The sequence below is a fragment of the Streptomyces sp. MB09-01 genome, assembly GCF_033794505.1.
Taxonomy (GTDB): domain Bacteria; phylum Actinomycetota; class Actinomycetes; order Streptomycetales; family Streptomycetaceae; genus Streptomyces.
Genome location: NZ_JARAYQ010000007.1, coordinates 23,461 through 49,646, shown reverse-complemented (window position 1 = coordinate 49,646; position 26,186 = coordinate 23,461). Strand labels below are relative to the sequence as shown.

At 71.2% G+C, this 26,186-nt stretch carries 26 protein-coding genes and 1 pseudogene; 4 read left to right on the top strand and 23 right to left on the bottom strand.

Annotated features, from left to right (window positions below; translation table 11 throughout):
- Positions 1-131 precede the first annotated feature (131 nt).
- The 15 genes from nusB to PV721_RS02705 all read right to left on the bottom strand — a co-directional run bounded on the left by nusB (position 132) and on the right by PV721_RS02705 (position 13,552).
- Complete coding sequence (nusB, locus tag PV721_RS02775) at positions 132-560, bottom strand: transcription antitermination factor NusB (RefSeq protein WP_319721152.1); 429 nt, start codon at positions 558-560, stop codon at positions 132-134.
- Positions 561-563: 3 nt separating this feature from the next.
- Complete coding sequence (gene efp, locus PV721_RS02770) at positions 564-1,130, bottom strand: elongation factor P (protein WP_030706328.1); 567 nt, start codon at positions 1,128-1,130, stop codon at positions 564-566.
- Between the two features lie 59 nt (positions 1,131-1,189).
- Positions 1,190-2,296, bottom strand: a complete 1,107-nt coding sequence (locus PV721_RS02765) for an aminopeptidase P family protein (protein WP_319721151.1) — start codon at positions 2,294-2,296, stop codon at positions 1,190-1,192.
- A 72-nt stretch (positions 2,297-2,368) separates the two neighbouring features.
- Positions 2,369-3,133 carry an AAA family ATPase gene (locus PV721_RS02760; RefSeq protein WP_319721150.1) on the bottom strand — a complete coding sequence of 255 codons (765 nt, stop codon included), beginning with the start codon at positions 3,131-3,133 and terminating at the stop codon, positions 2,369-2,371.
- Positions 3,134-3,225: 92 nt separating this feature from the next.
- A complete protein-coding gene (gene aroQ / locus PV721_RS02755; protein ID WP_319721149.1) occupies positions 3,226-3,666 on the bottom strand; it encodes a type II 3-dehydroquinate dehydratase in 441 nt (146 codons plus the stop codon).
- Positions 3,663-4,754 (bottom strand): 3-dehydroquinate synthase, encoded by a 1,092-nt coding sequence (aroB, locus tag PV721_RS02750; RefSeq protein WP_319721148.1) that lies wholly within the window; start codon positions 4,752-4,754, stop codon positions 3,663-3,665. Before aroB ends, aroQ begins: the two co-directional genes overlap by 4 nt.
- On the bottom strand, positions 4,751-5,269 hold the full coding sequence (locus tag PV721_RS02745) for a shikimate kinase (RefSeq protein ID WP_319721146.1): 519 nt from the start codon (positions 5,267-5,269) through the stop codon (positions 4,751-4,753). The genes aroB and PV721_RS02745 overlap by 4 nt, the downstream gene beginning before the upstream one ends.
- The gene (aroC, locus tag PV721_RS02740; RefSeq protein WP_319721145.1) at positions 5,266-6,450 is read right to left on the bottom strand and encodes a chorismate synthase; all 1,185 of its coding nucleotides are present in this window, start codon (positions 6,448-6,450) and stop codon (positions 5,266-5,268) included. The genes PV721_RS02745 and aroC overlap by 4 nt, the downstream gene beginning before the upstream one ends.
- A 134-nt stretch (positions 6,451-6,584) precedes the next feature.
- Entirely contained in the window at positions 6,585-6,776 is a 192-nt protein-coding gene (locus tag PV721_RS02735) for a hypothetical protein (RefSeq protein ID WP_319721144.1), read from the bottom strand.
- Positions 6,777-6,891: 115 nt separating this feature from the next.
- Complete coding sequence (locus tag PV721_RS02730) at positions 6,892-7,719, bottom strand: shikimate dehydrogenase (RefSeq protein ID WP_319721143.1); 828 nt, start codon at positions 7,717-7,719, stop codon at positions 6,892-6,894.
- Between the two features lie 5 nt (positions 7,720-7,724).
- Positions 7,725-9,485: an endolytic transglycosylase MltG gene (gene mltG / locus PV721_RS02725; protein ID WP_319721142.1), complete on the bottom strand. Its 1,761-nt coding sequence runs from the start codon at positions 9,483-9,485 to the stop codon at positions 7,725-7,727.
- A 128-nt stretch (positions 9,486-9,613) separates the two neighbouring features.
- A complete protein-coding gene (gene ruvX / locus PV721_RS02720) occupies positions 9,614-10,084 on the bottom strand; it encodes a Holliday junction resolvase RuvX (RefSeq protein WP_319721141.1) in 471 nt (156 codons plus the stop codon).
- 2 nt (positions 10,085-10,086) lie between these two features.
- Complete coding sequence (alaS, locus tag PV721_RS02715; RefSeq protein ID WP_319721140.1) at positions 10,087-12,756, bottom strand: alanine--tRNA ligase; 2,670 nt, start codon at positions 12,754-12,756, stop codon at positions 10,087-10,089.
- Entirely contained in the window at positions 12,756-13,100 is a 345-nt protein-coding gene (locus PV721_RS02710; protein WP_319721139.1) for a DUF6167 family protein, read from the bottom strand. Before PV721_RS02710 ends, alaS begins: the two co-directional genes overlap by 1 nt.
- Positions 13,101-13,108: 8 nt before the next feature.
- Entirely contained in the window at positions 13,109-13,552 is a 444-nt protein-coding gene (locus tag PV721_RS02705) for a DUF948 domain-containing protein (protein ID WP_319721138.1), read from the bottom strand.
- A 159-nt stretch (positions 13,553-13,711) separates the two neighbouring features.
- On the opposite strand from PV721_RS02705, the pseudogene PV721_RS02700 reads away from it, so the two are divergent.
- Positions 13,712-14,782, top strand: a pseudogene (locus PV721_RS02700) (ATP-binding protein); the annotation flags it as partial.
- 216 nt (positions 14,783-14,998) lie between these two features.
- Here the strand turns inward: PV721_RS02700 and rpsD are convergent.
- Positions 14,999-15,610, bottom strand: coding sequence for a 30S ribosomal protein S4 (gene rpsD, locus PV721_RS02695; protein ID WP_008740451.1), 612 nt, complete (start codon positions 15,608-15,610; stop codon positions 14,999-15,001).
- A 286-nt stretch (positions 15,611-15,896) separates the two neighbouring features.
- On the opposite strand from rpsD, the gene PV721_RS02690 reads away from it, so the two are divergent.
- Complete coding sequence (locus PV721_RS02690; RefSeq protein ID WP_319721136.1) at positions 15,897-16,574, top strand: DUF2470 domain-containing protein; 678 nt, start codon at positions 15,897-15,899, stop codon at positions 16,572-16,574.
- A gap of 100 nt (positions 16,575-16,674) precedes the next feature.
- Here PV721_RS02690 and PV721_RS02685 read toward each other — a convergent pair whose 3' ends face one another.
- From PV721_RS02685 to PV721_RS02670, 4 genes are all read right to left on the bottom strand, one after another.
- Positions 16,675-18,027 carry a replication-associated recombination protein A gene (locus PV721_RS02685; RefSeq protein WP_319721135.1) on the bottom strand — a complete coding sequence of 451 codons (1,353 nt, stop codon included), beginning with the start codon at positions 18,025-18,027 and terminating at the stop codon, positions 16,675-16,677.
- A gap of 55 nt (positions 18,028-18,082) precedes the next feature.
- Positions 18,083-18,700 (bottom strand): vitamin K epoxide reductase family protein, encoded by a 618-nt coding sequence (locus PV721_RS02680; RefSeq protein ID WP_319721134.1) that lies wholly within the window; start codon positions 18,698-18,700, stop codon positions 18,083-18,085.
- A gap of 127 nt (positions 18,701-18,827) precedes the next feature.
- Positions 18,828-20,087, bottom strand: a complete 1,260-nt coding sequence (gene hisS, locus PV721_RS02675; protein ID WP_319721133.1) for a histidine--tRNA ligase — start codon at positions 20,085-20,087, stop codon at positions 18,828-18,830.
- A 10-nt stretch (positions 20,088-20,097) separates the two neighbouring features.
- A complete protein-coding gene (locus PV721_RS02670) occupies positions 20,098-20,811 on the bottom strand; it encodes an MBL fold metallo-hydrolase (protein ID WP_319721132.1) in 714 nt (237 codons plus the stop codon).
- A gap of 153 nt (positions 20,812-20,964) precedes the next feature.
- Between PV721_RS02670 and PV721_RS02665 the strand changes: the two genes are divergently transcribed.
- Both PV721_RS02665 and PV721_RS02660 read left to right on the top strand, forming a co-directional pair.
- Positions 20,965-21,756 carry a peptidylprolyl isomerase gene (locus PV721_RS02665; protein WP_319721131.1) on the top strand — a complete coding sequence of 264 codons (792 nt, stop codon included), beginning with the start codon at positions 20,965-20,967 and terminating at the stop codon, positions 21,754-21,756.
- 190 nt (positions 21,757-21,946) lie between these two features.
- Positions 21,947-23,176, top strand: coding sequence for a DUF349 domain-containing protein (locus PV721_RS02660; RefSeq protein ID WP_319721130.1), 1,230 nt, complete (start codon positions 21,947-21,949; stop codon positions 23,174-23,176).
- A gap of 67 nt (positions 23,177-23,243) precedes the next feature.
- Here the strand turns inward: PV721_RS02660 and PV721_RS02655 are convergent, their stop codons facing one another.
- From PV721_RS02655 to PV721_RS02645, 3 genes are read right to left on the bottom strand one after another with little or no spacing between them, the layout of a single operon-like run.
- A complete protein-coding gene (locus PV721_RS02655) occupies positions 23,244-24,386 on the bottom strand; it encodes a caspase family protein (RefSeq protein ID WP_319721129.1) in 1,143 nt (380 codons plus the stop codon).
- Complete coding sequence (locus PV721_RS02650; RefSeq protein WP_319721128.1) at positions 24,370-24,792, bottom strand: effector-associated constant component EACC1; 423 nt, start codon at positions 24,790-24,792, stop codon at positions 24,370-24,372. Before PV721_RS02650 ends, PV721_RS02655 begins: the two co-directional genes overlap by 17 nt.
- Positions 24,785-26,155 (bottom strand): serine/threonine-protein kinase, encoded by a 1,371-nt coding sequence (locus PV721_RS02645; RefSeq protein ID WP_319721127.1) that lies wholly within the window; start codon positions 26,153-26,155, stop codon positions 24,785-24,787. The genes PV721_RS02650 and PV721_RS02645 overlap by 8 nt, the downstream gene beginning before the upstream one ends.
- Positions 26,156-26,186: the final 31 nt, after the last annotated feature.

Below are 26,186 nucleotides of genomic sequence, written 5' to 3'. Positions count from 1 at the left end.
GAAACGTTACCGGCGGGTGCCGGGAACCCGAGAGGGTTCCCGGCACCCGCCGGTTTTCTTTTGTTCTTGAAAAGCGGAGGGGCCGCAGCGCATGCGCTGCGGCCCCTCCGCTTGTGCCGAACCGCCGGAGGCTACTCGCGGCGCAGGCTCGGCTTCAGGTCCTTGAACCGGGCCAGCAGCCCGTTCACGAACGAGGGCGACTCGTCCGTCGAGAACTCCTTGGCCAGCTGGACGGCCTCGTCGATGGCCACGGCGTCCGGGGTGTCATCCACCCAGATCAGCTCGTAGGCACCGAGCCGCAGGATGTTCCGGTCCGCGACCGGCATGCGGTCGAGCTCCCAGTCCACGGCGTAGGTGACGATCAGGTCGTCGATGCGGTTCACCTTGTCGGCGTACCCCTCGACGAGATCCATCGTGAAGGCGCTGACCGGCGGCTGCCGGTCGTCCGACCGCGAGTGGCGGATCCAGTCCGCGAGGACCTCGCGCACGGGCACGTCGCGCTGGTCTGCCTCGAAAAGGATCTGGAAGGCGCGCTTGCGCGCATTGCTCCGAGCAGCCACGGGTTAGTTGCTCTTCCGGCCGAGGTAGTCGCTGGTGCGGGTGTCGACCTTGACCGTCTCGCCGGTGGTGATGAAGAGCGGGACCTGGATCTCGTAGCCGGTCTCCAGCGTGGCGGGCTTGGTGCCGCCGGTGGAGCGGTCACCCTGGACGCCCGGGTCGGTGTGCTGGATCTTGAGCTCGACCGCGGCCGGGAGCTCGACGTAGAGCACCTCGCCCTCGTGCTGGGCGACGGAGGCGGTGAAGCCCTCGATCAGGAAGTTGGCGGCGTCGCCGACGGCCTTGCGGTCGACCATCAGCTGGTCGTAGGTGTCCATGTCCATGAAGACGAAGTAGTCGCCGTCCATGTACGAGAACTGCATGTCGCGGCGGTCGATGGTGGCCGTGTCGACCTTGACGCCGGCGTTGAAGGTCTTGTCGACGACCTTGCCCGAGAGCACGTTCTTGAGCTTGGTGCGCACGAAGGCCGGGCCCTTGCCGGGCTTGACGTGCTGGAACTCGACGACGGACCAGAGCTGGCCCCCGTCGAGCTTCAGCACCATGCCGTTCTTGAGGTCGTTCGTGGAAGCCACGGTTGCGGAATCTCCTGCACTGGAAGACCACGGGTGCGCGCACAGCCCGGCGGAGCGGGCTAGAGCGCGAGCAGCTCCTTGGTCGTAATGGTGAGTAGCTCGGGACCGCCGTCCGCCTCGGGGCGCACGACGAGCGTGTCATCGATCCGGACACCTCCCCGGCCCGGGAGGTGAACCCCCGGTTCGACGGTGACCGGCACGCAAGCGTCCAGTTTACCCATTGCCGTAGGTGCAAGCTGCGGGTCCTCGTCGATTTCGAGGCCCACGCCGTGTCCGGTCCACGGCGCGATGGCTTCCGAGTGGCCCGCGGAGTCCAGGACGGAGCGTGCGGCATGGTCCACGTCCCGGTACGCCGCACCGGGCAGCAGGGCCTCACGGCCGGCACGCTGGGCGGTGAACACGACGTCGTACAGCGCGATCTGCCAGTCCGCGGGGCTCGTTCCGATCACGAAGGTCCGGCCGATCTCGCACCGGTAGCCGCGGTAGTTGGCGCCGAGGCAGACCGAGAGGAAGTCGCCCTCCTCCACCCGGCGGTCGGAGGGCCGGTGCCGGGAGAGGCCCGAGTGCGGTCCGGTGCCGACGGAGGTCGGGAAGGCGGGACCGTCCGCACCGTGGTCGACGAGCCGCCGCTCAAGCTCCAGGGCGAGGTGCCGTTCGGTGCGCCCCACGAGGATGGATTCCAGCAGCTCGCCGAGGGCCTGGTCGGCGATCTCGGCGGCGATCCGCAGGCAGGCGATCTCCTCCTCGTCCTTGACGAGGCGCTGCTGCTCCACCGCGGTCCCGAGGTCGGCGAGGCGCAGCTTGGGCGCCACGGAGCGCAGGGCCCGGTGCCGGCCGACGGTGAGGTGGTGTTCCTCCACCGCGAGCGAGTCGGCCCGTACGCCGGCGGCCATGTCGGCGGCCGCGACGGCCGGGTCGGCGCCCGGGTTCCCCAGGACGGAGACCCTCAGGTGCTCGTCGAGGCGTCCCTCGTCCACCTCGCCGGTGGGTGCGCCGGCGCAGAACATCAGGTCTTCGGTGGGCCCGACCAGCAGTACGGCGCCGAGCGGGGAGGCCCCGGAGAGGTAGCGGACGTTCGCCGGACGCGTGATCAGTGCGGCGGCGTTCCCCGCGGCGGCGCATCGGTCGCGAAGCAGGCCCCGGCGGGCGGCGTACACGTCTGACATGTCTTCGAGCGTACGAGCGCCCGGCGGATCCGGCCTGGGGAGCGCGTCCGGACGGGGCGGGGCCGCCCGCGTCTACTGCCCTGTCAGGGCCCGGGCCAGCACCTCGTCGAGGGCGCGCGCCGTGCCTTCGACGTCGAGGTGGGAGTTGTCGATGATGGGCAGGCCGGAGCCGTACCAGCCGGCCATCCGGCCGTGGATACGCGCGACCTCCTCGTCGGAGAGCCGGCGGTTGCCGGAGCGGTGCGCGTTCCGCTCCAGGACGATCTCCAGGCCGGGCAGCAGCACCACCGGCAGCAGCGTGGGGCCCACGTGCCTCTTCCAGCCGCCCAGCCCGACGACGGGCCGGTCGGGGAAGACGGCGTCGTCCAGGATGCAGGAGATCCCGTTCGCCAGGTAGTTGCGGGCCGCGAAGCCGCAGGTGCGGCGGGCCAGCCGGTACTGGGCCTCGGAGTGCTCGTTCCAGCCCGCCTGCGGGTCCGCGAAGCCCGAGCACACCCACTCCCGGACGTCGTCCAGGCTGATGTGGGCCGTCGGCACGGGCCGGGTGCCGGCCCAGTGCCGGGCGACGGTGGTCTTCCCCGCGCCGGCCGGGCCGATCAGCAGCACGGCGAGCACGGCCGCTCCGGTACCCGCCACCGCGGGCGGCAGCGGGATGTGTCCGGTGGCCTCCGGCACGGGTGGCACCGGGTGCGGGGGCGGCGGGGGCTGGTGCCCGGGCTGCGGCTGGGGCGTGCCCGGCCAGCCCTGCGCCGGGGGTATGTGCGGCTGCGGGGGCGCCGCCGGGTGCGGGCCCGGCTGTCCCCAGCCCGCTCCCCCGCCCCCCACTCCTTGGTGCATCCGCTGCCACTCCGTCTCGTTCCGGCGACTGATGCGAGAACGTTATATGACCGCGGAGGTCAGAGCGTCCACCAGCACCGCCAGGCAGAGTGTCAGGTGGAGATCTCGTCCGCCAGTGCGCGCAGCGCAAGCCGGTACGAACCGATGCCGAAGCCCGCCACCGTGCCGGTCGCCACGGCCGCGATGACCGAGGTGTGCCGGAACTCCTCGCGGGCGTACGGGTTCGAGATGTGCACCTCGATCAGCGGCGCCGTGCGCTGCGCGGCCGCGTCCCGCATGGCGTACGAGTAGTGGGTGAAGGCCCCCGGGTTGATGACCACGGGGATCTTCCCGTCCGCCGCCTCGTGCAGCCAGCGTACGATCTCGCCCTCGTCGTTGGTCTCCCGGACCTCGACGTCGAAGCCGAGCTCCTCGCCCAGCGTGCGGCAGCTCTCGACCAGTCCGGTGTACGAGGTGGCACCGTACACGTCGGGCTCGCGCGAGCCGAGCCGGCCCAGGTTCGGGCCGTTCAGCACGAGCACCCGGCGGCTCACGCCGACACCTCGCCGTAGGCGGCGATCAGGTGCGCAGGGTCGGGGCCCTCCAGGACGGTCGGCTTGGCCAGTCCGTCGAGGACGATGAAGCGCAGCAGGTTGCCGCGGGACTTCTTGTCGACCTGCATGGTCTGGAGCAGCTTGGGCCACTGGTCGCCGCGGTAGGTGAGCGGCAGCCCGACGGCGGCGAGGATCTCCTTGTGCCGGTCGGCGGTCGCGTCGTCGAGCCGGCCCGCGAGCCGGCCGAGTTCGGCGGCGAAGACCATGCCGACCGAGACGGCCGCGCCGTGCCGCCACTTGTAGCGCTCGTTCTTCTCGATGGCGTGCGCGAGGGTGTGGCCGTAGTTGAGGATCTCGCGCAGCCCCGACTCCTTGAGGTCGCTGGAGACCACGTCGGCCTTGACCTGGATGGAGCGCACGATGAGCTCGGCCGTGTGCGGGCCCTCGGGCGTGCGGGCCGCCTGCGGGTCCTCCTCGATCAGGTCGAGGATCTTCGGGTCGGAGATGAATCCGGCCTTGATGATCTCGGCGAGGCCGCTGACGTAGTCGTTGACCGGCAGCGAGTCCAGCGCCGCGAGGTCGCACAGCACACCGGCCGGCGGGTGGAAGGCGCCCACCAGGTTCTTGCCCTCGGCGGTGTTGATGCCGGTCTTGCCGCCGACGGCCGCGTCCACCATCGCGAGGACGGTGGTCGGTACGGCGACCCAGCGCACCCCGCGCAGCCAGCCGGCCGCGACGAAGCCCGCGAGGTCGGTGGTGGCTCCGCCGCCGACGCCGACGATCACGTCGGTGCGGGTGAAGCCGGACTGGCCGAGGGCCTTCCAGCAGTAGGCGGCGACCTCGATGGTCTTGGCCTCTTCGGCGTTCGGCACCTGGACGGCGATCGCCTCGTAGCCCTGTTCGGCGAGGTCGTCGCGCAGCGCCTCACCGGTCGAGGCGAGCGCCTCGGGGTGGATCACGGCGACCCGCCGGGCCTTCGTACCGATCAGGGAGCCGAGCTCGCCGAGGAGCTGCCGCCCGACGAGCACGTCGTACGCGTCGTGTCCGGCGCTCGCGCCGACCTGGATCCGCGTCACCTGGTCTGTCATACGTCCTTCAACTCCAGAGCGTCGAGGACCGCCTGGGCGACCTCTTCGGGGGTGCGGTCGTCGGTGGCCACCACGACGCGCGCGACTTCGGTGTACAGGGGGCGCCGGGCGTCCATCAGCTCGCGCCACTGGCGGCGCGGGTTGACGGCGAGCAGCGGGCGCGCGGCGCCGAGGCCCACGCGCCGTACGGCTTCCTCCACGTCCATCGACAGGTAGGCGACGGGCAGGCCGCTGAGCAGCGTGCGCGTGCCCTCGTCGAGGACGGCGCCGCCGCCGAGGGCGAGGACTCCGGTGTGCTCGGCGACGGCGGCGGCGACCGCCTGCCGCTCCAGCTCACGGAAGTACGGCTCGCCCTCGTCGACGAAGAGGTCGGAGATCTCCCGGCCCTGGGCCGCGACGATGTCCGCGTCGGTGTCCCGGTAGGGGACGCCGAGCCGCTCGGCGAGCAGCGCCCCCACCGTGGACTTGCCGGACCCCATGGGGCCGACGAGGACGACCAGCGGTCCGCGCGTCACCGGATCTGCAGGTGGTCGAGGTAGGACTGCACGTTGCGCCGGGTCTCGGGGACCGAGTCGCCGCCGAACTTCTCGACGACCGCGTCGGCCAGCACGAGGGCGACCATGGCCTCGGCCACGATGCCGGCGGCCGGGACGGCACACACGTCGGAGCGCTGGTGGTGGGCCACCGTCGCCTCTCCGGTCGCCACGTCCACGGTCGCGAGTGCGCGCGGGACGGTCGCGATGGGCTTCATCGCGGCCCGTACGCGCAGCAGCTCGCCGGTGGTCAGACCGCCCTCGGTGCCGCCGGCACGGCCGGAGGTGCGCTTGATGCCCTCGGGGGTGGAGACGATCTCGTCGTGCGCCTTCGAGCCGGGCACGCGGGCGAGCTCGAAGCCGTCGCCGACCTCCACGCCCTTGATGGCCTGGATGCCCATGAGGGCGCCGGCCAGGCGCGCGTCGAGGCGGCGGTCCCAGTGGACGTGCGAGCCGAGGCCGACGGGGACGCCGTACGCCAGCACCTCGACGACGCCGCCGAGGGTGTCGCCGTCCTTGTGGGCCTGGTCGATCTCCGCGACCATCGCCTTGCTCGCGTCGGCGTCGAGGCAGCGCACCGGGTCGGCGTCGAGCTTGTCGACGTCGGCCGGGGTCGGGTAGACGCCGTACGGGGCCTTGGCGGCGGCCAGTTCCACCACGTGCGAGACGATCTCGATGCCGGCGACCTCCTTGATGAAGGAGCGGGCGATCGCGCCGAGGGCGACGCGGGCGGCGGTCTCACGGGCGCTGGCGCGCTCCAGGATCGGCCGGGCCTCGTCGAAGCCGTACTTCTGCATGCCCGCGAGGTCGGCGTGGCCGGGCCGCGGGCGGGTGAGCGGCGCGTTGCGGCCGGTGTCCTTGAGCAGCGAGGGGTCCACCGGGTCGGCCGACATGACCGTCTCCCACTTCGGCCATTCGCTGTTGCCGACCATGACGGCCACGGGGGAACCGAGCGACAGCCCGTGCCGGACGCCGCCCAGGAAGGTGATCTCGTCCTGCTCGAACTTCATCCGGGCACCGCGGCCATAGCCGAGCCGGCGCCGGGCCAGGTGGTCGGCCACCAGCTCGGTGGTGACCGGGACGCCGGCGGGAAGGCCCTCCAGCGTCGCTACCAGTGCCGGTCCGTGCGACTCCCCGGCGGTCAGCCAACGCAACCTGCTCAACGATGCTCCTCATGCTCGCGCCTGGTACAGCGACGGCGCGATCGGGGTGCGCGGCCCGGACCCGCCTCACCCGAATCCTCCCATGTCCGGAGCGGTTTCCCGGGCCCCGGTCCAGCTATCGGACGCCCGGCCGGTCAGCGGACCCGGCTGCGGCGCCCGCGGAGCCAGCTGATCCCCGTCCACACGGCGCCGGAACCCAGGAGTCCGAAAACGGTGGCCTTGGCCCAGAGGGGCAGGTCCCCGAAGGCCACCCTGGCGAGGGTGAAGAGCGCGAAGGGGATGTCCCACTTCGACGCGAGTACCTGATCCGTGTCCGCCCCGTCCATCCCATCCCCCTGTAAATATGCAGGTGAACAGCCTAACGGGTGACATTACCGGCGAGTACGCAATATCCCGCCAAGATCGTCGGACCTGGCGGGACCGCCCGGCGGAGCAGGAACCTCAGGGGGACCCCGAGAGGGCCGCGAGGCCCGCGCGCCGCATCACCTCGAGCGGCGCCGGGGAGCGGCCGGTCATCTGCTCGACCTGGAAGACCGCCTGGTGCACCAGGAGGTCCAGGCCGCCGAGGAGCTTGCCCCCACGCCGCGACCAGGCGGCGGCGAGGGCCGTGGGCCAGGGGTCGTAGAGCACGTCGAAGAGGGTGCCCGGGGCATCGGGCACGGCGGCGGCCAGTTCGTCGGTCGCCCCCGCCGGGGTGGTGGCGATGACGAGGGGCGCGGCCAGCGCCCCGGCCGCCTCGGACCAGTCGGCCGTGCGGACGGGGACACCGAGCCGCTCGCCCCACTGCCGCATCTCGTCGGCGCGCGCCCGCGAGCGGACGTACACCGTGACCTCGCCGGAGCAGATCCGGGAGAGCGCGGCCAGCGCCGAGGAGGCGGTGGCCCCGGCTCCGAGGACGGCGGCCGAGGACACCTTTTCGACGCCGCGCTCGTGGAGCGCGGCGACGATGCCGGGGATGTCGGTGTTGTCACCGAGGCGCCGGCCGTCCTTCGTGAGGACGACCGTGTTGACCGCCTCGACCGAGGCGGCCGTGTCGCTGATGCCGTCCAGGAGCGGGATGACCGCCCGCTTGAGCGGCATCGTCAGCGACAGCCCGGCCCACTCGGGGCCGAGCCCGGCGACGAACTCCGGGAGCGCGGCCTCGTCGACCTCGAAGCGGTCGTACGACCAGTCGTCGAGGCCGAGCTCCTGGTAGGCGGCGCGGTGCAGCACCGGCGAGAGGGAGTGCTCGATGGGCGAACCCAGCACCGCGGCCCGTATGCGTGACATGCCTGCTATCCGCCGTTCTTCTGCTTCTGCCGTTCCTGGAACTCGGCGACGAGCTTGAGGTGCTCGTCGTAGGTCTTGGTGAAGGTCGTCGTGTTGCCGTCGACCGACACGAAGAACATCCAGCCGCCGTGATCCGGGTTGAGCGTAGCGGTCAGCGCGTCCAGACCCGGGTTCCCGATCGGACCGACGGGCAACCCCTTGATGAAGTGCGTGTTGTAGGGGTTGTTGAACGCCTGGGCTTCCTTGAGGTTGAAGTTGATCTCGCTCTGGTTCTTGACGTAGTTGTACGTCGAGTCGAACTCGATCTTCTGGTTCGTGACGTCGTTGGTCTTCTTCATACGGTTGTAGACGACCTCGGACATCTTGCGGAAGTCGTCGTGGTTCTTGCCCTCGGCGTTGACGAGGCTGGCGACCGTGACCACCTGGAGCGGGTTGTCCAGGCCCAGTTCCTTGGCCTTGCCCTCGACGCCCAGCTCCGCGTACTTGTCGGACGCGTTCTTGACCATCTCCTTGAGCAGGGACTCGGGGGTGCTGTCCTTGCCCAGGTCGTAGCGCGTCGGGTAGAGGAAGCCTTCGAGCGGGTCGATCAGCTTCGGGTCGTTGCCCGCCCAGGCCGGCAGGCCGAGGTTCTTGGCCTCCCGCAGCGCGATGTCCTTGGTGGTGCCGGCGGGCTTGCCCAGCTTCTTGTCGATCGCTTCGTACACCTTGGTGTTGCGCATGCCCTCGGTGACGGTGATGACGTTGAGCTTGGTGGGGTCGATCATCAGCGCGACGGCGGCCGCAGCCGACATCTTCTTGTTCATCGGGTAGATGCCGGGCTGGATCGACTTGCCCTTGGGGTTGTTGTTCGCGGCGTCGACGAAGGCCTGGGCGCTGGCCACCACGCCCGCCTCCTTGAGGATGCGGCCCATCTGCCCCAGGAGCGCACCCTTGGGGATCTCCACGTCGACCAGCTCGTCCGTGCCCTCGCCCGCGAAGTCCTCGGCGGCGCCGAACCTCGCCTTGAGGTAGCTGTAGCCGTAGTAGCCGCCACCGCCGACCACGCCGATGATGACGACGGCGGCGATCAGGCAGGCCATGCCGCTGCGCTTCTTCGGCTTGCCGCCCTTCGAGCGGCCGCCGCGGCGACCGTCGCCGGGCTCGTCACCGTCGTCGTCGTCGCGACCGCCGCCGGCGAGGAAGCCGCCCTCCGGCTCCTCGTCCTCGGCCGGTTCCGGCTCGAGGTGGCGCCGGCCGGGGGGCTGCGGCGGCGGGTAGGCCTCGGGCGTGGTGTAGAGGTCGGGGGCCTCTCCGGGGTAGCCGGAGACGGACTGCTGCGCGTAGGGGTCCGCACCCACGTAGGGGTCGGCCTGCACGGCGGCCGCGTACTGGCCCTGGCCGGTGTCCCAGCCCTGGTTGTCGTACACCGGCTGCTGGGGGTGGGGCTGCGCCTGCTGCGGGGCGTAGGCCTGCTGCGGCGGGGCGTACGCCTGCTGCTGCGCGGCGTACGCCTCCTGCTGAGCGGCGTACTGCTGCTGGTACTGCTGTTGCGGGTACTGCTGCTGCTCGTACTGCTGCTGTTCGTACTGCTGCTGCTGCTCGTACTGCTGGTACTGCTGGGGGTACTGCTGCTGGTACTGGGGCTCCTGCGGGTACTCCTGCTGCGGGGCACCGCCGTAGGGCACCTGGCCCTGCTGGGTCTGGTGCCCGGTCCACCCCTGGTCCCCGTAGAGGGGATCCTCGGGGTGCCAGGGTTCGGGGCCACGGCCCCGGCCATACTCAGTCATCGGTCCCCTAGAGCCGCGAGACGGAGGCCACGGACTCCGTCGTCCGTGGCACCCGGTTCCGCCTCTTTGACGGTGGGCGACGGCTGTTCGAATGCCGTCTCATCGCGCGGAACGTTACCGTATCGCGATCAGACAACCACTTCGACGCACTCACCGGGCGGATTACCTGATACCCGTTCGGTCTCAAGAGCGTTCTGAAGGATCACCACAGCGGCCGCCTGGTCGATGACCGACCGGCCTTTCTTCGCGTTCTTCCCGGCGGCCCGCAGACCCTGCGCGGCGGTGACCGTGGTCATCCGCTCGTCCACCAGACGGACCGTCACCGGCTTGATGCCCTTGGCGAGTTCGTTGGCGAAGGCGCGCACCTTGGCCGCGGCCGGCCCCTCCCGCCCGCTGAGCGAGCGGGGGAGGCCGACCACGACTTCGAGGGGCTCGTACTCCTCGACGAGCTGCCGCAGCCGCCGGTGGGCGAAGGGGATGTCCCGGCCCGGGACGGTTTCCACCGGCGTGGCGAGCACCCCGTCGGGGTCGCACGAAGCGACCCCGATCCGGGCGTCCCCGACGTCGATGGCGAGCCGGCGGCCACGGCGCAGCGTCATCTTCAGACCGTCTCGACGACGAGGCGCTCGACGGCGCTGATGGCCGCCGGGACGGCGGCCGGGTTCTGGCCGCCGCCCTGGGCGACGTCCGGCTTGCCGCCACCGCCGCCGCCGAGCGTCTTGGCGGCCGTACGGACCAGGTCGCCGGCCTTGAGGCCGCGCTCGCGGGCCGCCTCGTTGGTGGCGATGACCGTCAGCGGGCGGTCATTGGCCACGGTGAACAGGGCCACGACCGCCGGACGGTCGCCGGGGATCCGGACGCGGACGTCGAGGACCAGCTTGCGCAGGTCGTCGGCGCCGATGCCGTCCGCCACCTGGCCGACGACCAGGGCGACGCCGTGGATGTCCTGGGCGTTCGCGGCGAGACCGGCGGCGGCCTGCAGGACCTTCTCCGCGCGGAACTTCTCGATCTCCTTCTCGGCGTCCTTCAGCTTGCCGAGCATGGAGGCGATCTTCTCCGGCAGCTCTTCCGGACGGCCCTTGACCAGCTCCTGGAGCTGGGCGACGACCGTGTGCTCCTTGGCGAGGAAGTTGTACGCGTCCACGCCGACGAGGGCCTCGACACGGCGCACGCCGGAGCCGATGGAGGACTCGCCGAGCAGCTTCACCAGGCCCAGCTGGGAGGTGTTGCCGACGTGCGTGCCGCCGCACAGCTCCTTGGAGAAGTCGCCGATGGTGACGACGCGCACGCGCTCGCCGTACTTCTCGCCGAACTCGGCGATGGCGCCCTGCTTCTTGGCCTCGTCGATGCTCATGATCTCGGCGGTGACGTCCAGCTCGCGCGAGAGCACGTCGTTGATCTTCTGCTCGACGTCGGTCAGGACCGAGCCGGGAACGGCGTTCGGCGAACCGAAGTCGAAGCGGAAGCGGCCCGGGGAGTTCTCCGAACCGGCCTGGGCGGCGGTCGGGCCGAGGGCGTCGCGCAGCGCCTGGTGGGTCAGGTGGGTGGCCGAGTGGGCGCGGGCGATGGCCCGGCGGCGCCTGACGTCGATGGCGGCGTACGCGGAGGCGCCCACCGTCACCTCGCCGACCTGGACGGAGCCCTTGTGCACGGAGACACCGGGGACGGGCTGCTGGACGTCGCGGACCTCGATGACGGCGCCCGTGTCGAGCTTGATGCGGCCCTGGTCGGCGAGCTGGCCGCCGCCCTCGGCGTAGAAGGGGGTGCGGTCGAGGACGACCTCGACCTCGTCGCCCTCGGAGGCGGCGGGCGCGGAGACGCCGTTGACCAGGAGGCCGACGATGGTGGACTCGCCCTGGTTGGTGGCGTAGCCGGTGAACTCGGTGGCCCCGGCCCGGTCCGCGATCTCGCGGTACGAGGAGACGTCGGCGTGGCCGGTCTTCTTGGCCTTGGCGTCGGCCTTGGCGCGGTCGCGCTGCTCCTGCATCAGGCGGCGGAAGCCGGTCTCGTCCACGGAGAGGCCCTGCTCGGAGGCCATCTCCAGGGTGAGGTCGATCGGGAAGCCCCAGGTGTCGTGGAGCAGGAACGCCTTGTCGCCGGAGAGGACGGTGCCGCCGGCGGCCTTGGTCTCGCTCACGGCGGTGTCGAGGATGTTCGTCCCGCCCTTGAGGGCCTTCAGGAAGGCGGCCTCTTCGGCGAGCGCGACGGTCTCGATGCGCTTGCGGTCGGTGACCAGCTCCGGGTACTGCTCCCCCATCGTGTTGATCACGACGTCGACGAGGTCCCGGACGACCGGGCCCGTGGCGCCCATGAGGCGCATGTTGCGGATGGCGCGGCGCATGATGCGGCGCAGCACGTAGCCGCGGCCCTCGTTGCCGGGGGTGACGCCGTCGCCGATGAGCATGGTCGAGGTGCGGATGTGGTCGGCGACCACGCGCAGCGAGACGTCCGTGCCCTGCTCGGCGCCGTACCGCACGCCGGTCAGCTCGGTGGCCTTGTCCATGACCACGCGCAGGGTGTCGGTCTCGTACATGTTCTGCACGCCCTGCAGGATCATCGCGAGGCGCTCGAGGCCGAGACCCGTGTCGATGTTCTTCGACGGCAGGTCACCGAGGATCGGGAAGTCTTCCTTCCCGTCGCCGGCGCCGCGCTCGTACTGCATGAAGACCAGGTTCCAGATCTCCACGTAGCGCTCGTCGTTGACGGCCGGGCCGCCCTCGACGCCGAACTCCGGGCCGCGGTCGTAGTTGATCTCCGAGCACGGGCCGCAGGGTCCCGGGACGCCCATCGACCAGAAGTTGTCCTTCTTGCCCAGACGCTGGATGCGCTCGGCGGGGACGCCGATCTTCTCGCGCCAGATCTGCTCGGCCTCGTCGTCGTCGAGGTAGACGGTGATCCAGAGCTTCTCCGGCTCGAGGCCGTAGCCGCCGTCCGCCACGGAGCTGGTGAGCAGCTCCCAGGCGTACTTGATGGCGCCTTCCTTGAAGTAGTCGCCGAAGGAGAAGTTGCCGCACATCTGGAAGAACGTGCCGTGGCGGGTGGTCTTGCCGACCTCTTCGATGTCCGGCGTACGGACGCACTTCTGCACGCTCGTGAGCGTCGGCGCCGGAGGCTTGACCTCGCCCAGGAAGTAGGGCTTGAACGGCACCATGCCCGCGGGCACCAGCAGCAGAGTCGGGTCGTCCGCGATGAGCGACGCCGAAGGGACAACGGCGTGACCGCGCTCCTCGAAGAAGCTCAGCCAGCGGCGGCGAATTTCAGCCGACTCCATCAGTGGTCCTCATTCCGGTCGTACGAAAACGTTGGTCGGGGGGTGGTGTGGTCGTTCTCGATGGCCCGCAGCCGCCGCGGCCCGGGGAGGGCGGTGACGTTGTCGGGCCGGTCGGGGTCCTGGTGGAGCCCCAGTGCGTCGTTCAGCTCGTCCTCGCGCTGCGTCATCCCCGCTTTGACGTCGAGGGCGAAGTCCTTGAGGCGGTGACCCGCCTCCACGGCCTTGTCGGCCGCCTGGGCTGCGAGACTCTCCGGTGTCAGCTTCTTGAGCTGACGGTTGACCTTGGTGGTGGCCCACACGCCGGCGGCTGCGCCTGCGGTGAACCAGAAGGCTCGGCGGAACATCGGCGGTCTCAGCCCTTCTGCTTCCGGCGCCGGGCGGGCGGCACCGTACGGCCAACGATCACGTTACGTCGGGATGTCTTCGGCGGCATGCCGCCCGAGGCCGCGGCATCCCCCTTGCCCAGCGCCTTGCGGACGCCGTAGCCGAAGGCCGCGACCTTCACCAGCGGCCCGCCGAAGGCGGTGGCCACGGTGGAGGACAGTGCGGAGGCGTTGGAGGTGACCTCCTGGACGTCGCTCGCGATGGCGTCGACCCGGTCCAGCTGGGTGCGCGCGGAGCGGACGGTCGTGGAGGCGTCGGCGAGCAGCGGAACGGCCTGGTCGGTCACGTCGGCCACCAGCTTGGTGGTCGCCTTGAGCACCTGGGCCAGCCTCGCCAGCGCCACGGCGAGGAAGGAGATCAGGATGGCCCAGAAGACGGCCACGATGATCCCGGCCACCTCTACACCGGACACGTCACACCGCTCTCTGTCTGCGCCTGAACTGCCGGCTGCACCGATTCCTCAACGATCCTCCGACCCTATCGCGCCGGGGATCCCCGGCCGTACCGGAATAGGGGGTCGGGAGGCACCGCCTTGAACGCAGCGCATCCGGAGCGGTACCCTCCGTGTCCCATGCGGCACAGACCCCTGCGGGACAGGCCCTGGGGCAATCTTCCCTCGGAGCTGGGCCGGTTCATCGGGCGGGGTGCCGAACTCGCCGAGCTGGGAAGGCTCCTGGACTCCTCCCGGCTGGTGACGGTGACCGGCGTGGGCGGGGTGGGCAAGTCCCGGCTCGTGCTCGCGGCCGCCCGGGCGGCCGCCGAGGCGGCGCAGGAGACCCTGGGGGCGCAGGGAGCGGAGGGGACGCTCGCGGCGCGGGCGGCGCAGTAACGGCACGGCGACGGGGTGTGGCTGGTCGAGCCGGCCTCCGTACGGGATCCCGCGCTGCTGGAGCTGACCGTCTCCGAGGCGCTCGGGCTGACCGACCACACCACCCGGCCGCCCCGGACCGTACTGGCCGAACACCTGGCCGGACGGCGGCTGCTGCTGGTCCTGGACGGCTTCGAGCAGCTGGTCGACGAGACCGCGGACCTGGTGCGGGATCTGCTGCGCCGCTCCCCCGGCCTGCGGGTGCTCGCGGCGGGCCGGCGCCCGCTCGCCCTGGACGGCGAGCCGGCCTTCCCGCTGGCGCCGCCGGTCCCGGAGGAGGCCCTGGCCCTGCTGGCGGCGCGGGCGGCGGCCGCCGATCCGGCCTTCGCCGTGACCGCGGCGGACCGGGACGCCCTGGTCGAGGTGTGCGAGCGCCTCGACGGGATCCCGCTCGCCCTGGAGCTGGCGGCGGCCCGGCTGCGGACCCTGTCCCCCGCGCAGGTGCCGGCCCGGCTGGAGGACCGCTTCGCGCTGCTGACGGGCGGTGTGCGCGGGGCGCTGCCCCGGCACCGGGCGCTGCGCACGGCGATCGGCTGGAGCCACGAGCTGTGCACGCGGGCGCAGCGGCTGCTGTGGGCGCGGCTGTCGGTGTTCGCCGGGCAGTTCGACCTCGACGCCGCCGCATACGTGTGCACGGGTCCGGACCTGCCGGTGGAAAACGTCCTGGACCTCGTCGGGGAGCTCCAGGACCAGTCCCTGCTGGTCCGCGAGGAGACGGCCGCCGGGGTGCGGTTCCGGATGCTGGAGACCGTACGGGTGTACGGGGCGGGGTGGGGCTGCAGCTGTTCGGCTCGGGGTACTTCAACGCCCCGCGGCCGATGTGCCTGGAGCGGGCGGACGAACTGCTGGGCGCCGAACGCTACGCGGCGTACGCGGCCGAGGGGCGGGAGCTGAGCCGCGAGGCCCTCGTCGGGCGGGCCCGGGAAAGGGAAAACCCGCCGCCCCCCGGAGGGGACGGCGGGCTGACCAGCCAATGAGACTAGGCCTGCATCAGCGGGCGTAGTACTCGACGACGAGCTGCTCGTCGCAGATGACCGGGATTTCCTTGCGGTTCGGGTCGCGGTCCAGGCGGAAGGCCAGGGCCTTCAGGTTGACCTGCAGGTAGCGCGGGGTCTCGCCCTCGCCTGCGTAGCCACCCTCACGGGCAACCTGGAACGGAACCTTCTCGCGGCTGCGCTCGCGCACGGTGATGACGTCGTCCGGGCGGACACGGAACGACGGCTTGTCGACCTTGTCACCGTTGACCTCGATGTGGCCGTGAACGACCATCTGGCGGGCCTGGTAGATGGTGCGGGCGATGCCCGAACGCAGAACCAGGGCGTCGAGACGACGCTCGAGCTCGACGACGAGCGCCTCGCCCGTCTTGCCTTCGGCCTTCTTGGCGCGGTCGTACGCGCGGGCCATCTGACGCTCAGAGATGTCGTACTGAGCGCGCAGACGCTGCTTCTCCAGCAGACGAACCTTGTAGTCCGAGTTCTGCTTGCGGCCACGGCCGTGCTCGCCCGGCGGGTAGGGGCGGGCCTCGAAGTACTTGACGGCCTTCGGGGTCAGCGCAATGCCGAGGGCACGCGACTTCTTGACCTTGGGTCGCTTCTGGTTCACGTGGAACCTACCTCCATGTAAGTTAGGTGAGGCTTACCTTAGCGAGGAGGACGTAATGTCTCGACCACATGGGATCCCCCTGCCCAGTGCGCATCGAAGTTCAGATTCCAACGAAACAGAATCTGCTTTCGACGACGATAAGCAAGGTCAGCCGCGTCCCAGGGAAGGCGTTCGGCAGCTCACCGGAGCCGAACGCGTACGAACCCTCGTAGAGTCCAACGCCTCAGTATCCCTCACGCTCATCGGTGCTCGTGACAGTCACGAGCACGAGGAGTTCGGGACAGGGATGCCGGCCGCACGGACCGTCACCCCGGACGGGGACGTGATTCTCCTTGTTTCCGGGGAATCCACGGCTGCCAGAGCAGCCGCTCACGCCCAGGACGACGACCTCACCGCCGTGATCGAGATCACGGACGTGGCGCCGGTGTCCGTTCCACATCGTATCCGAGGTCGCGCCTGGCTGGCCGGGTGGCTGACACCGGTGCGCGGTGACGACCGCGCGGCCTGCGCGGTACTGCTCGCGGAGCGCCACCCGGTGGGCGAGCTGCTGGGCCTGTCGGAGGCCTCGGACCTCCCGTACTCGGCCCGCCCGGCGTGGATGATGCTGCGGCTGGAGGTCGGCGAGATCTCGGTGGACGACCTGTGGGGCGCCGAGCACGTGGACCCGGAGGACCTGGCCGCGGCGGAGCCGGACCCGATGGTCGCGCACGAGACGGAGCTGCTGCAGCACCTGCACGCGGCCCACGGGGACCGGATCGGCGAGCTGTGCGGCCTGCTCGGCGCGCGCGAGGACCGGGGCATGAGCGCCGTCCCCCTCTCCCTGGACCGCCTGGGCCTGCGCGTCCGCTTCACCGGCGGCGCCGCCGGCTCCTTCGACGCCCGCTTCGACTTCCCGGAGCCGGTGAGGGACATCTGCGGCCTGCGGCGGGCGATGCACACCCTCTTCTCGGCGGCCTCCCACTGAGGACGGGCGGCCGGCATCCGCCGGAGCGCAAGCTTCCCGGGCGGGGTGACGGAAGGCCGGCGGCCGCCCGGCGGGGTCCGGGGCGGAGCCCCGGCCGAGGTCAGGACCCGCCGCGCAGCCGTTCGCGGACCTTTTCCACCACGTCCGCGTAGCGGGCTTCGGCTCCGTACCGCGTCGGCTCGTAGTACCGCTTCCCGTGCAGCTCGTCCGGCGCGTACTGCTGCGCCGCGATCGCGCCCGGGACGTCGTGCGGGTACACGTACCCCTGCGCGTGCCCCAGCTTCGCCGCGCCCTTGTAGTGCCCGTCCCGCAGGTGCGCCGGGACCGTCCCCGCCAGCCCGGCCCGTACGTCGGCCAGCGCCGCGCCGATCGCGGTCGTGGCGGTGTTCGACTTGGGGGCCAGCGCCAGCGCGATCGTCGCGTGCGAGAGGGTCAGTGCGGCCTCCGGGAAGCCGATCATCGCGACCGCCTGGGCCGCGGCCACCGCGAGCGGCAGGGCCGTCGGATCCGCGAGGCCGATGTCCTCGCTCGCCGAGATCATCAGGCGCCGCGCGATGAACCGGGGGTCCTCCCCCGCGTCGATCATCCGGGCGAGGTAGTGCAGCGCCGCGTCCACGTCCGAGCCCCTGATCGATTTGATCAGGGCGCTCGCCACGTCGTAGTGCTGGTCGCCGTCGCGGTCGTAGCGGACGGCGGCGCGGTCGACCGCCTCCTCGACCGTCTCCAGGGTGATCTCCGCCTCGCCCTTGGCGAGGGCCGACCCGGCTCCGGCCTCCAGCGCCGTCAGGGCCCGCCGGGCATCGCCGCCGGCGATCCGCAGCAGGTGGGCCTCGGCGTCCGCCGGCAGGGTCACCGCGCCGCCCAGGCCCCGCTCCTCGGCGAGCGCGCGCCGCATCAGCGCGCTCAGGTCCTCGTCCGTCAGCGGTTCCAGCGTCAGCAGCAGCGAACGCGACAGCAGCGGGGAGATGATCGAGAAGTAGGGGTTCTCCGTGGTCGCCGCGATCAGCGTCACCCATCGGTTCTCGACGGCCGGGAGCAGCGAGTCCTGCTGGGCCTTGCTGAAGCGGTGGATCTCGTCGAGGAAGAGGACGGTCTCCTTGCCGTAGCCGCCGGCCGCGCGCCGGGCGCCCTCGATGACCGCCCGCACCTCCTTGACGCCCGCGGTGATGGCGGAGAGCTCCACGAAACGCTTCTGCGTGGCCTGGCTGACCACGTACGCGAGGGTGGTCTTCCCGATGCCGGGCGGACCCCACAGGATCACCGACGAGGCACCGGCCGGGCCGCCCGCCCCTTCCCCGACCAGCCGCCGCAGCGGCGACCCGGGCTTGAGCAGGTGCTGCTGGCCGACGACCTCGTCCAGGGTGCGCGGGCGCATCCGGACGGCGAGCGGGGAGCTCGCGGGGTCCTTCTCCTGGCGTTCTTCGGCAGCGGCGGTGAACAGGTCTGGTTCCACACAGGAAGCCTATGCGAGCCCACCGACAGGCCCGCCCGCCTACGAGGTCAGGGGGTCAGGAGGTCCAGAAGTCCCACCAGCGGGTCAGGATCAGCATTCCGATGATCCCGACGTGCAGCACCGGCAGCACCCAGGTGAACTCGTCGAGGAAGCCCTTCAGCCAGCCCGGAGCCGGCAGCATGCCCTGGCGGACGTTGTGCGAGGTGACGTACCAGAACATGAAGATCGTGGCGACCCAGGCCAGGCAGCACCACAGGCAGAGCGAGTTGATGGTGTAGAGCGACTGGTAGGTGAGCCAGGCGCAGAACACGACGCCGAAGAGGGTGCCCGCGTTCAGCGTCAGCCAGTACCAGGGGCGGAACCGGGCCCCGGCCAGCAGGCTCATGCCGACGCAGATCACGATGCCGTAGGCGACCAGTCCGAGCATGGGGTTCGGGAAGCCGAAGACGGCTGCCTGGTCGCTCTTCATGATGTTGCCGCAGGAGACGACCGGGTTCAGGCTGCAGCCCGGCGTGAAGTTCGGGTCCTCCAGCAGCTTGAACTTGTCGATCGTGATCACCCAGGCGGCCAGCAGGCCGGCGGCCCCCGTGATCACCAGCAGCAGGGCCAGCGCCCGGCTGCCGCCGACGGTCCCCCGGGCGGTGTCCGCGTCCGTACCTCGTGTCGTCGTCATACCGCCCGCTCCACATCTACAAGGTCAACAAGCACCGGCCATTGTGCCGTACCGGGCTGTGAGTGCAGCGGAAAGAGGTGGGGTCCGCACAGCGGCTCCCACCTCTTCCCACCGGAATGCGGCCGGATCAGGCCAGCTTCGCCCGCAGTACCTCGACCACCTCGGCCAGCGCCACCGGGCCCTGCTCGCCGGATTCCATGTCCTTGAGCTGGACCACGCCTTCCGCCAGGTCCCGGTCGCCCGCGACGATCGCGAAGCGCGCACCGCTGCGGTTCGCGTCCTTCATGGCGCCCTTGAGGCCCTTGCCGCCGTAGGACATGTCCGCGGCCACGCCCGCCTTGCGCAGCTCCGTCACCAGCCCGAACACCGTCGGCTTGGACGCGCCCAGGGCCACCGCGAAGACCGCCGTGGTCGCCGGGATGTCCAGTTCGATGCCCTCGGCCTCCAGGGCCAGCACCGTGCGGTCCACGCCGAGCGCCCAGCCCACCGACGGCAGCGCCGGTCCGCCGATCATCTCCGACAGGCCGTCGTAGCGGCCGCCGCCGCCGACCGCGGACTGCGCGCCGAGACCGTCGTGGACGAACTCGAAGGTGGTGCGGGTGTAGTAGTCCAGTCCGCGAACCAGCTTCTCGTCGTCCTCGAAGGCCACTCCGGCGGCCGTGATCAGCTCGCGGACCTCCTCGTGGTACGCCTTGCACGCGTCGCACAGGTAGTCGCGCAGTACCGGGGCGCCCACGAGCTGCTTCTGCACGTCGGCCCGCTTGTCGTCGAGGACGCGCAGCGGGTTGATCTCGGCCCGGCGGACGGTCTCCTCGTCGAGGTCGAGGCCGCGCAGGAAGGTCTGGAGCGCCTCGCGGTAGACCGGGCGGCACTCCTTGTCGCCGAGCGAGTTCAGCAGGATGCGGAAGTTCGACAGGCCGAGCGTGCGGTACGCCTGGTCGGCCAGGATGATCAGCTCGGCGTCCAGCGCCGGGTCCTCGGCACCGATCGCCTCGGCCCCGACCTGCGAGAAGTGGCGGTAGCGGCCCTTCTGCGGGCGCTCGTAGCGGTAGTACGAGCCGGAGTACCAGAGCTTGGCCGGGAGGTTGCCCTGCTTGTGCAGGCTGGCCTCCAGCGCCGCGCGCAGCACGGAGGCGGTGCCCTCCGGGCGCAGGGCGAGGTTGGTGCCGCCCTTCGTGGTGAGGGTGAACATCTCCTTGGTCACGATGTCGGTGGACTCGCCGACGCCGCGCGCGAAGAGGTTCACGTCCTCGAACCCGGGCGTCTCGATGTAGCCGTACCCGGCCTTGCGCAGCGGGGCGGAGATCGCGTCGCGCACTGCGAGGTACTTCGCCGAGAACGGCGGGATCAGGTCGTACGTGCCCTTGGGGGCCTTGAAGGTGCTCACGGAAGTCTCGTCACATTCCTCGTCGTGGAGCGGCGGTCGGGTCCGCTGCCAGGCCGGCGGCGACCTCCCGCAAGTACGGGTTGGTCGCGCGCTCGCGGCCGATGGTGGTCTGGGGACCGTGGCCGGACAGCACCACGGTCGAGTCGTCGAGCGGCAGGCACACGCGGCCCAGCGATTCGAGCATCTCGGCGTGGGAGCCGCCGGGCAGGTCGGTGCGTCCGATGGAGCCGGCGAAGAGCAGGTCGCCCGAGAAGAAGACCGGCGGGATGTCGGCCAGCTCGGGCATCCGGAAGGTCACCGACCCCTTGGTATGCCCCGGCGCGTGCGCCACGGAGAAGTCCATTCCGGCCAATTTCAGCGCGGCGCCGTCGGCCAGTTCGCGGACGTCGTCCGGCTCCCCCACGGTCAGCTCGCCCATGAGCGGCATCCCGATGGAGCGGCCGAGGGCCTTCTCCGGGTCGCTCATCATGTAGCGGTCCTCCGGGTGGATCCAGGCCGGTACGTCGTGTGCTCCGCACACCGGGACCACCGAGGCCACATGATCGATGTGGCCATGGGTCAGCACGACCGCGACGGGCTTGAGCCGATGCTTCTTCAGCGTCTCCTCGACACCCTGGGCGGCCTGGTGGCCCGGGTCGATGATGACGCACTCCTCACCGGCGGCGGGGGCGACCACGTAACAGTTGGTCCCCCAGGCCCCTGCGGGGAACCCGGCAATCAGCACGTTCGTCCTCAATCGTCGTCCGGCGGGAGGCTGCAGGTCGGAATCCTGCTGCTCAGAGCCTACCGGCGCCGCTCATCACACAGCGAACCCATATACGGTACGGCCTATCCCAGCCCGGACAGCAGTAGCAGACACGCACAAGGAGACGACCCCGTGGTCACGAGCGATCAGCGGCGGCGACAGCTCGCCAGGGAGAAGTACGAGCGCCAGCAGGCGCGCCGGGCCGAGGCCCGCAAGAAGGCGCGCCAGCGTGCGGCGGTGATCGGCGCGGCGGTGGCCGTGGTGGTCGCGACGCTGGTCGGCCTGATCGTGGGCGGTGTGTTCGACAAGGACAAGAAGGACCAGGCCGCGGACCCGGCGGCGAACCCGTCGGCCTCGCCGTCGGAGCCCGAGCCCAAGCAGTCCCCCTCGCCGGAGATGGCGATCGACCAGAAGGCGAAGTACACCTTCGCCCTGAAGACGAGCGCGGGCGACGTCAACTTCACGATGGACGCGGCGAAGACCCCGCAGACCGTCAACTCGTTCAAGTCGCTCGCCGACAAGAAGTACTTCGACAACACGAAGTGCCACCGGCTGACGGCCGGCGGGATCTTCGTGCTCCAGTGCGGCGACCCCGAGGGCACCGGCCGGGGCGGGCCGGGCTACAACATCCCGGACGAGAACCTGGACTCGCTCGGCAAGGCCAACGAGCAGGGTCAGGTCATCTACCCGGCGGGCACGGTCGCGATGGCCAACACGGGGCAGCCCGGCTCGGGCGGCAGCCAGTTCTTCCTGGTCTACAAGGACAGCCCGCTGGCGCCGTCGTACACCCCGTTCGGCAAGATCGACGCGGCCGGCCTGAAGGTCCTGGAGGAGATCGCGAAGGCCGGTACGGTCGACGGCGGCCAGGACGGCGCGCCGAAGAACGAGGTCAAGATCGAGAAGGGCACCGTCACCCAGAACTGACGGGACGCGGCAGCCCCGGGCCTCGCCGGCCCGCCGCCCGTACGTCGATATTCCGTCGTGCGGGATGCGGACAGCCGGCCCGGCGGTCGCCTATGTTGGCGTTGTGCAGGGCGGGCGCTGCCCGCCCCAGGAAACTGTGGACGATGCCCAGGGGGTGAACCCCTCGCAGGCATCAGGTGGAGGAGGCGCTGTGAGCAGCGACCCGTGGGGCCGAGTCGACGAGACGGGCACCGTGTACGTGCGTACTTCCGAGGGCGAGCAGGTCGTCGGTTCGTGGCAGGCGGGCACCCCTGAGGAGGCCCTGGCCTATTTCGAGCGCAAGTACGAGGGCCTGGTGGTCGAGATCGGCCTCCTCGAAAAGCGGGTGCGGACCACTGATCTGTCCGCCAAGGACGCGCAGACGGCGATCGACCACCTGCGCACTCAGGTCGACGAGCACCACGCCGTGGGCGACCTCGACGCGCTGCGCGTGCGGCTGGACAAGCTGGTCGAGACCGTGGAGTCGCGGCGCGAGGAGCGCAAGGCCCAGAAGGCGAAGCAGACGGACGAGGCCCGTGCGGCCAAGGACGCGCTGGTCGTCGAGGCCGAGCAGCTCGCGCAGAGCGACCAGTGGCGCAGCGCCGGCGAGCGGCTGCGCGCCCTGGTGGACATCTGGAAGGGGCTGCCGCGCCTGGACCGCAAGTCGGACGACGAGCTGTGGCACCGCTTCTCGCACGCCCGTTCCGCCTTCTCCAAGCGCCGCAAGGCGCACTTCGCCTCGCTGGACGCGCAGCGCGAGGACGCCCGGAAGGTCAAGGAGAAGCTGGTCGCGGAGGCCGAGTCGCTGTCGAAGTCGACCGACTGGGGCCCGACGGCCGCCCGCTACCGCGAGCTGATGGCGGACTGGAAGGCGGCGGGCCGGGCGCAGCGCGAGTCCGAGGACGACCTGTGGAACCGTTTCCGCGGTGCGCAGGACGTGTTCTTCGCGGCCCGCAGCGAGGTGTTCGCGGAGCGCGACGCCGAGCAGACCGAGAACCTGAAGCTGAAGGAGGAGCTGGCCGACGAGGCCGAGAAGCTCGTCCCGATCACGGACCTGAAGGCGGCCCGCGCCGCGTTCCGTTCCCTCAACGAGCGCTGGGAGGCCATCGGCCACGTGCCGAGGGACGCCCGGCCGAAGGTCGAGGGCCGGATGCACACGGTGGAGCGGGCGATCCAGGAGGCCGAGGAGGGCGAGTGGCGTCGTACGAACCCGGAGGCGCGGGCGCGTGCGGCCGGTCTGACGGGTCAGCTCCAGGCGGCGGTCGACAAGCTGCGTGAGCAGATCGACGCGGCGCGCGCCGCCGGCAACAACGCGAAGGCCGACAAGCTGGCCCGGGAGCTGGAGGGCCGCCAGGCCCTGCTGGACCAGGCGCTGAAGGGCCTGGAGGAGTTCGGGGGCTGACGGCCGCCGGAGGATCGCGTGCGGGCGGGCACCACCGTGAGAGCGGTGGTGCCCGCCCGTCTTCGTGTCACGGGCGGACCCGGCTGCCGTCCTGGAGCAGGTCCAGGGCGTGTTCGAGGACCGCGCAGGCCTGGATGTGGTTGCCGGATTCCTGGAGCAGTGCGGCGAGCCGCCTGCACACCTGGACGGCCTCGGGCCCGTAGAACCGGTGCACTTGCTGGAAGGCCTGCTCCAGTACCTCGATGGCCTCGCGGGTCTGTCCGGTCTCCTCCAGCATGTCGGAGAGTTCGAGCTGGACGGCGAGGAGGTCGCTCTCCCCGTCCGGCGCCCGTTCCTGCAGGGCGAGGCGCAGCACGGGCAGTGCGTCACGGGTGCGGCCCGCGGCGCGCAGCGTACGGGCGAGCCCCAGTCCGGCCACGACCATGGCGGAGCGGACGTCGGCGGCGAGGACCGGGCCGGCCGGGGTGCCGCGCACGGCGCGCGCCCGGTTGCGTACCAGCCGCAGCCGGCCCATGCCCATCTCCTGGGCGTGCTGGGGCAGCGGACGGTTCTTGGCGCGCAGCCGGCCCTCCATGGTGCGGCAGAGGGTTTCCAGGTCGATCAGTTCGGGTCCGTCGGGGATCCCGTCGCGCAGGATGGTCAGCAGTTCGCCGGTGAAGGCGGTGTGCCGTTCTCCGTCGGGGGCCAGCGCGACCCTGTCGCGCGGGGACGCGGTGAGGACGTACGCGCCCTCCACGGCGGCCTGCGCGGCGAGGGCGTCCCGCTCGCCCGCGAGGGTGGAGGCGGCCCGGCCGCTGAAGCAGCAGTCGAGGACGACCACCTTGCGCCGGGCTCCGGAATCGCGCAGGGCGGAGCGCAGGTGCTGGTAGGCGACGGCGGTGTAGCCGACGTGCTCGCGGGAGCCCTGGAGGGCGAGGTAGAGGTCGGCCGTCGCCGCGTCCCGCATGCCGTGCCCGGCGTAGTAGACCAGCAGCGTGTCGGTGGCCTCCTCCCCCGCCCGGTTGACGGGGTCGAGGAGTTCGGCGGGGTGCTGCGGGTCGAGTACGAGCGTGCAGTGCTGTTCGGGCAGCCCCCAGACGGTCGCGTCGCACAGCTCGGCGGCCAGGTCCTTCACGTTGGCCTCGACGGCCGGGAGCGCCGCCAGGTGCCGGTACGCGGCGCTGCCGATGACGACCGCCCGGGAGGCCGCGGGGTCAGGCAGCCCCGTCATCGGCCTCGTCCGGGTCAGCGTCCCCGCTTCCGTTCTCCAGCGCCGCGACGATGCGGTGCAGGGCCTCGGGGTCGCCGGCCTCGTCCCCGGTGAGCGTGATCTCGTAGGGGCCGCGGCGCACCGTGAGGGCGGGAGGCCGGCGGCGCGACGCCTGCCACTGGAGCACGGAGAACACCAGCGATCCGGTGGACAGGCTGGATCCGACGGCCAGTTGGAGGAGGTCGAAGCCGGGGGAGCCCATGGGCGTGCCGCCGGGCGCGGCGATCGCCGAGCTGCTCCGGATCCGCCCGCGCGCCTCGCGGCGTACCGTCTCGTCCTCGCGCAGCCAGAGCAGCAGCGACCGCAGTTCGGTCTCCGGCCCCAGCCCCGGTGTGTACGGGTCCACCCGTAAGTCGTACTCACGCATCCGTCGCGTCCCTCCCCTGTCCGTGGTGTGCACTGATCCACGCGAACAGTTCCAGCGCCTTCTTCGCCTGCCCCATCCGGGCCAGGCACACAGCCTGCCAGTACTGGCAGGCGAGCGTGGTCGGATGGGCCGGGCCCAGCGTCTCCTCGCAGAAGGGGGTGACTCCGGAGAGGAGTCGGGCGGCCTCTTGGAGCTCGCCCCGCAGAACCAGGCCGACGGCCTCGCGCTGGCGGGACAGGGCGGTGCTGGCGGTCATCCGGCTGTGCACCAGCTTGCGGGTGACCTCGCTCAGCGTGATCGGACCCGGATGGCGCCCCGGAGGGCGCTCCCAGAATTCCTCGTCCGGCGCCGGAGGAGCGCTCTCCCGGGGGAGTACGTCCGGCAGCAGCGGGCGCACGGGGACGTCCGTGACGTCGACCTCGTACCAGTCGTACTCGGGTGCCTCCGCCGCGTGCGCGGGTTCAGGTGCTCCTTGCAGCAGGTGCCGGGTGATGAGCTGTTCGACGTGTTCCTTCCCGCCGTCCGCCCAGCGCCGCAAGAGTGCAGCGGCCGTGCCCGCGTCCGTCGGCCGGTCGCGGAAGTCCCTCGCGCACAGTGCGTCCACGGCCTCGGTCAGACCGTCCGGCAGCTCGGCCACTCCCCGGCTGCGCAGCGAGGGAATTCCCTTGGCGGCCCGCAGGACCAGGTCGCCGAACTCCTCGGGATCGCTCTCGAAGGGGGGCCGGCCGGTGAGCATGAAGTGCATGCAGGCACCGACCCCGTAGAGGTCGGTGGCCTCCACGGGAGTCAGTCCTTCGATCCGTTCCGGCGCCATGTACTGCGGAGTGCCGATCAGCCGGTCGTCGCCTCTGGTACTGCGCGGCTGCTCGGTCACCACGGCGAGCCCGAAGTCGTAGAGGATCACGTGGCCCGTCCGGCTCACCCGGATGTTGCCCGGCTTCACGTCGCGGTGCAGCACCCCGCTCTTGTGGGCGGAGTCCAGCGCGTCGAGGGTCTCGGCGGCGATCCAGCAGGCAGCGGGCACGGACAGCGCGCCGGTGGCGCCGAGGAGCGAGAGATCGGCCCCGTCGAGCATCTCCATCACCAGGTACGGCGTGCCGCTGAGGGTGTCGAACCCGGAGTCGTGGATGCCCACCACGCCCCGGTGGCGGATCCGGGCCAGCGCGATGGCTTCGGCCACGAACCGCCGCTGCATCTCGTGCGGAAGGCTCGCGCCGACGGCCGACAGCACCTTCACCGCCACCCGGCGCCGCAGCCGGGTGTCCTCCGCCTCGAACACCACGCCCATGCCGCCCCGTCCGAGCACGTCGATCGGACGGTAGCGGCGGGCCAGCCCCGCGGGGAAGACGTCGTTGCCGGCCACGTGGTCCCCCCGGGGGTGGCGTCGGAGCGGC

Coding starts and splice junctions, on each gene's coding strand:
- PV721_RS02690 (WP_319721136.1), top strand. CDS start 15,897: ATGCCGGCCGCACGGACCGTCACCCCGGACGGGGACGTGATTCTCCTT.
- PV721_RS02765 (WP_319721151.1), bottom strand. CDS start 2,296: ATGTCAGACGTGTACGCCGCCCGCCGGGGCCTGCTTCGCGACCGATGC.
- PV721_RS02710 (WP_319721139.1), bottom strand. CDS start 13,100: ATGTTCCGCCGAGCCTTCTGGTTCACCGCAGGCGCAGCCGCCGGCGTG.
- PV721_RS02680 (WP_319721134.1), bottom strand. CDS start 18,700: ATGACGACGACACGAGGTACGGACGCGGACACCGCCCGGGGGACCGTC.
- PV721_RS02650 (WP_319721128.1), bottom strand. CDS start 24,792: ATGCGTGAGTACGACTTACGGGTGGACCCGTACACACCGGGGCTGGGG.
- aroB (WP_319721148.1), bottom strand. CDS start 4,754: ATGACAGACCAGGTGACGCGGATCCAGGTCGGCGCGAGCGCCGGACAC.
- mltG (WP_319721142.1), bottom strand. CDS start 9,485: ATGACTGAGTATGGCCGGGGCCGTGGCCCCGAACCCTGGCACCCCGAG.
- PV721_RS02735 (WP_319721144.1), bottom strand. CDS start 6,776: ATGGACGGGGCGGACACGGATCAGGTACTCGCGTCGAAGTGGGACATC.
- PV721_RS02655 (WP_319721129.1), bottom strand. CDS start 24,386: ATGACGGGGCTGCCTGACCCCGCGGCCTCCCGGGCGGTCGTCATCGGC.
- ruvX (WP_319721141.1), bottom strand. CDS start 10,084: ATGACGCTGCGCCGTGGCCGCCGGCTCGCCATCGACGTCGGGGACGCC.
- PV721_RS02760 (WP_319721150.1), bottom strand. CDS start 3,133: ATGCACCAAGGAGTGGGGGGCGGGGGAGCGGGCTGGGGACAGCCGGGC.
- alaS (WP_319721140.1), bottom strand. CDS start 12,756: ATGGAGTCGGCTGAAATTCGCCGCCGCTGGCTGAGCTTCTTCGAGGAG.
- PV721_RS02730 (WP_319721143.1), bottom strand. CDS start 7,719: ATGTCACGCATACGGGCCGCGGTGCTGGGTTCGCCCATCGAGCACTCC.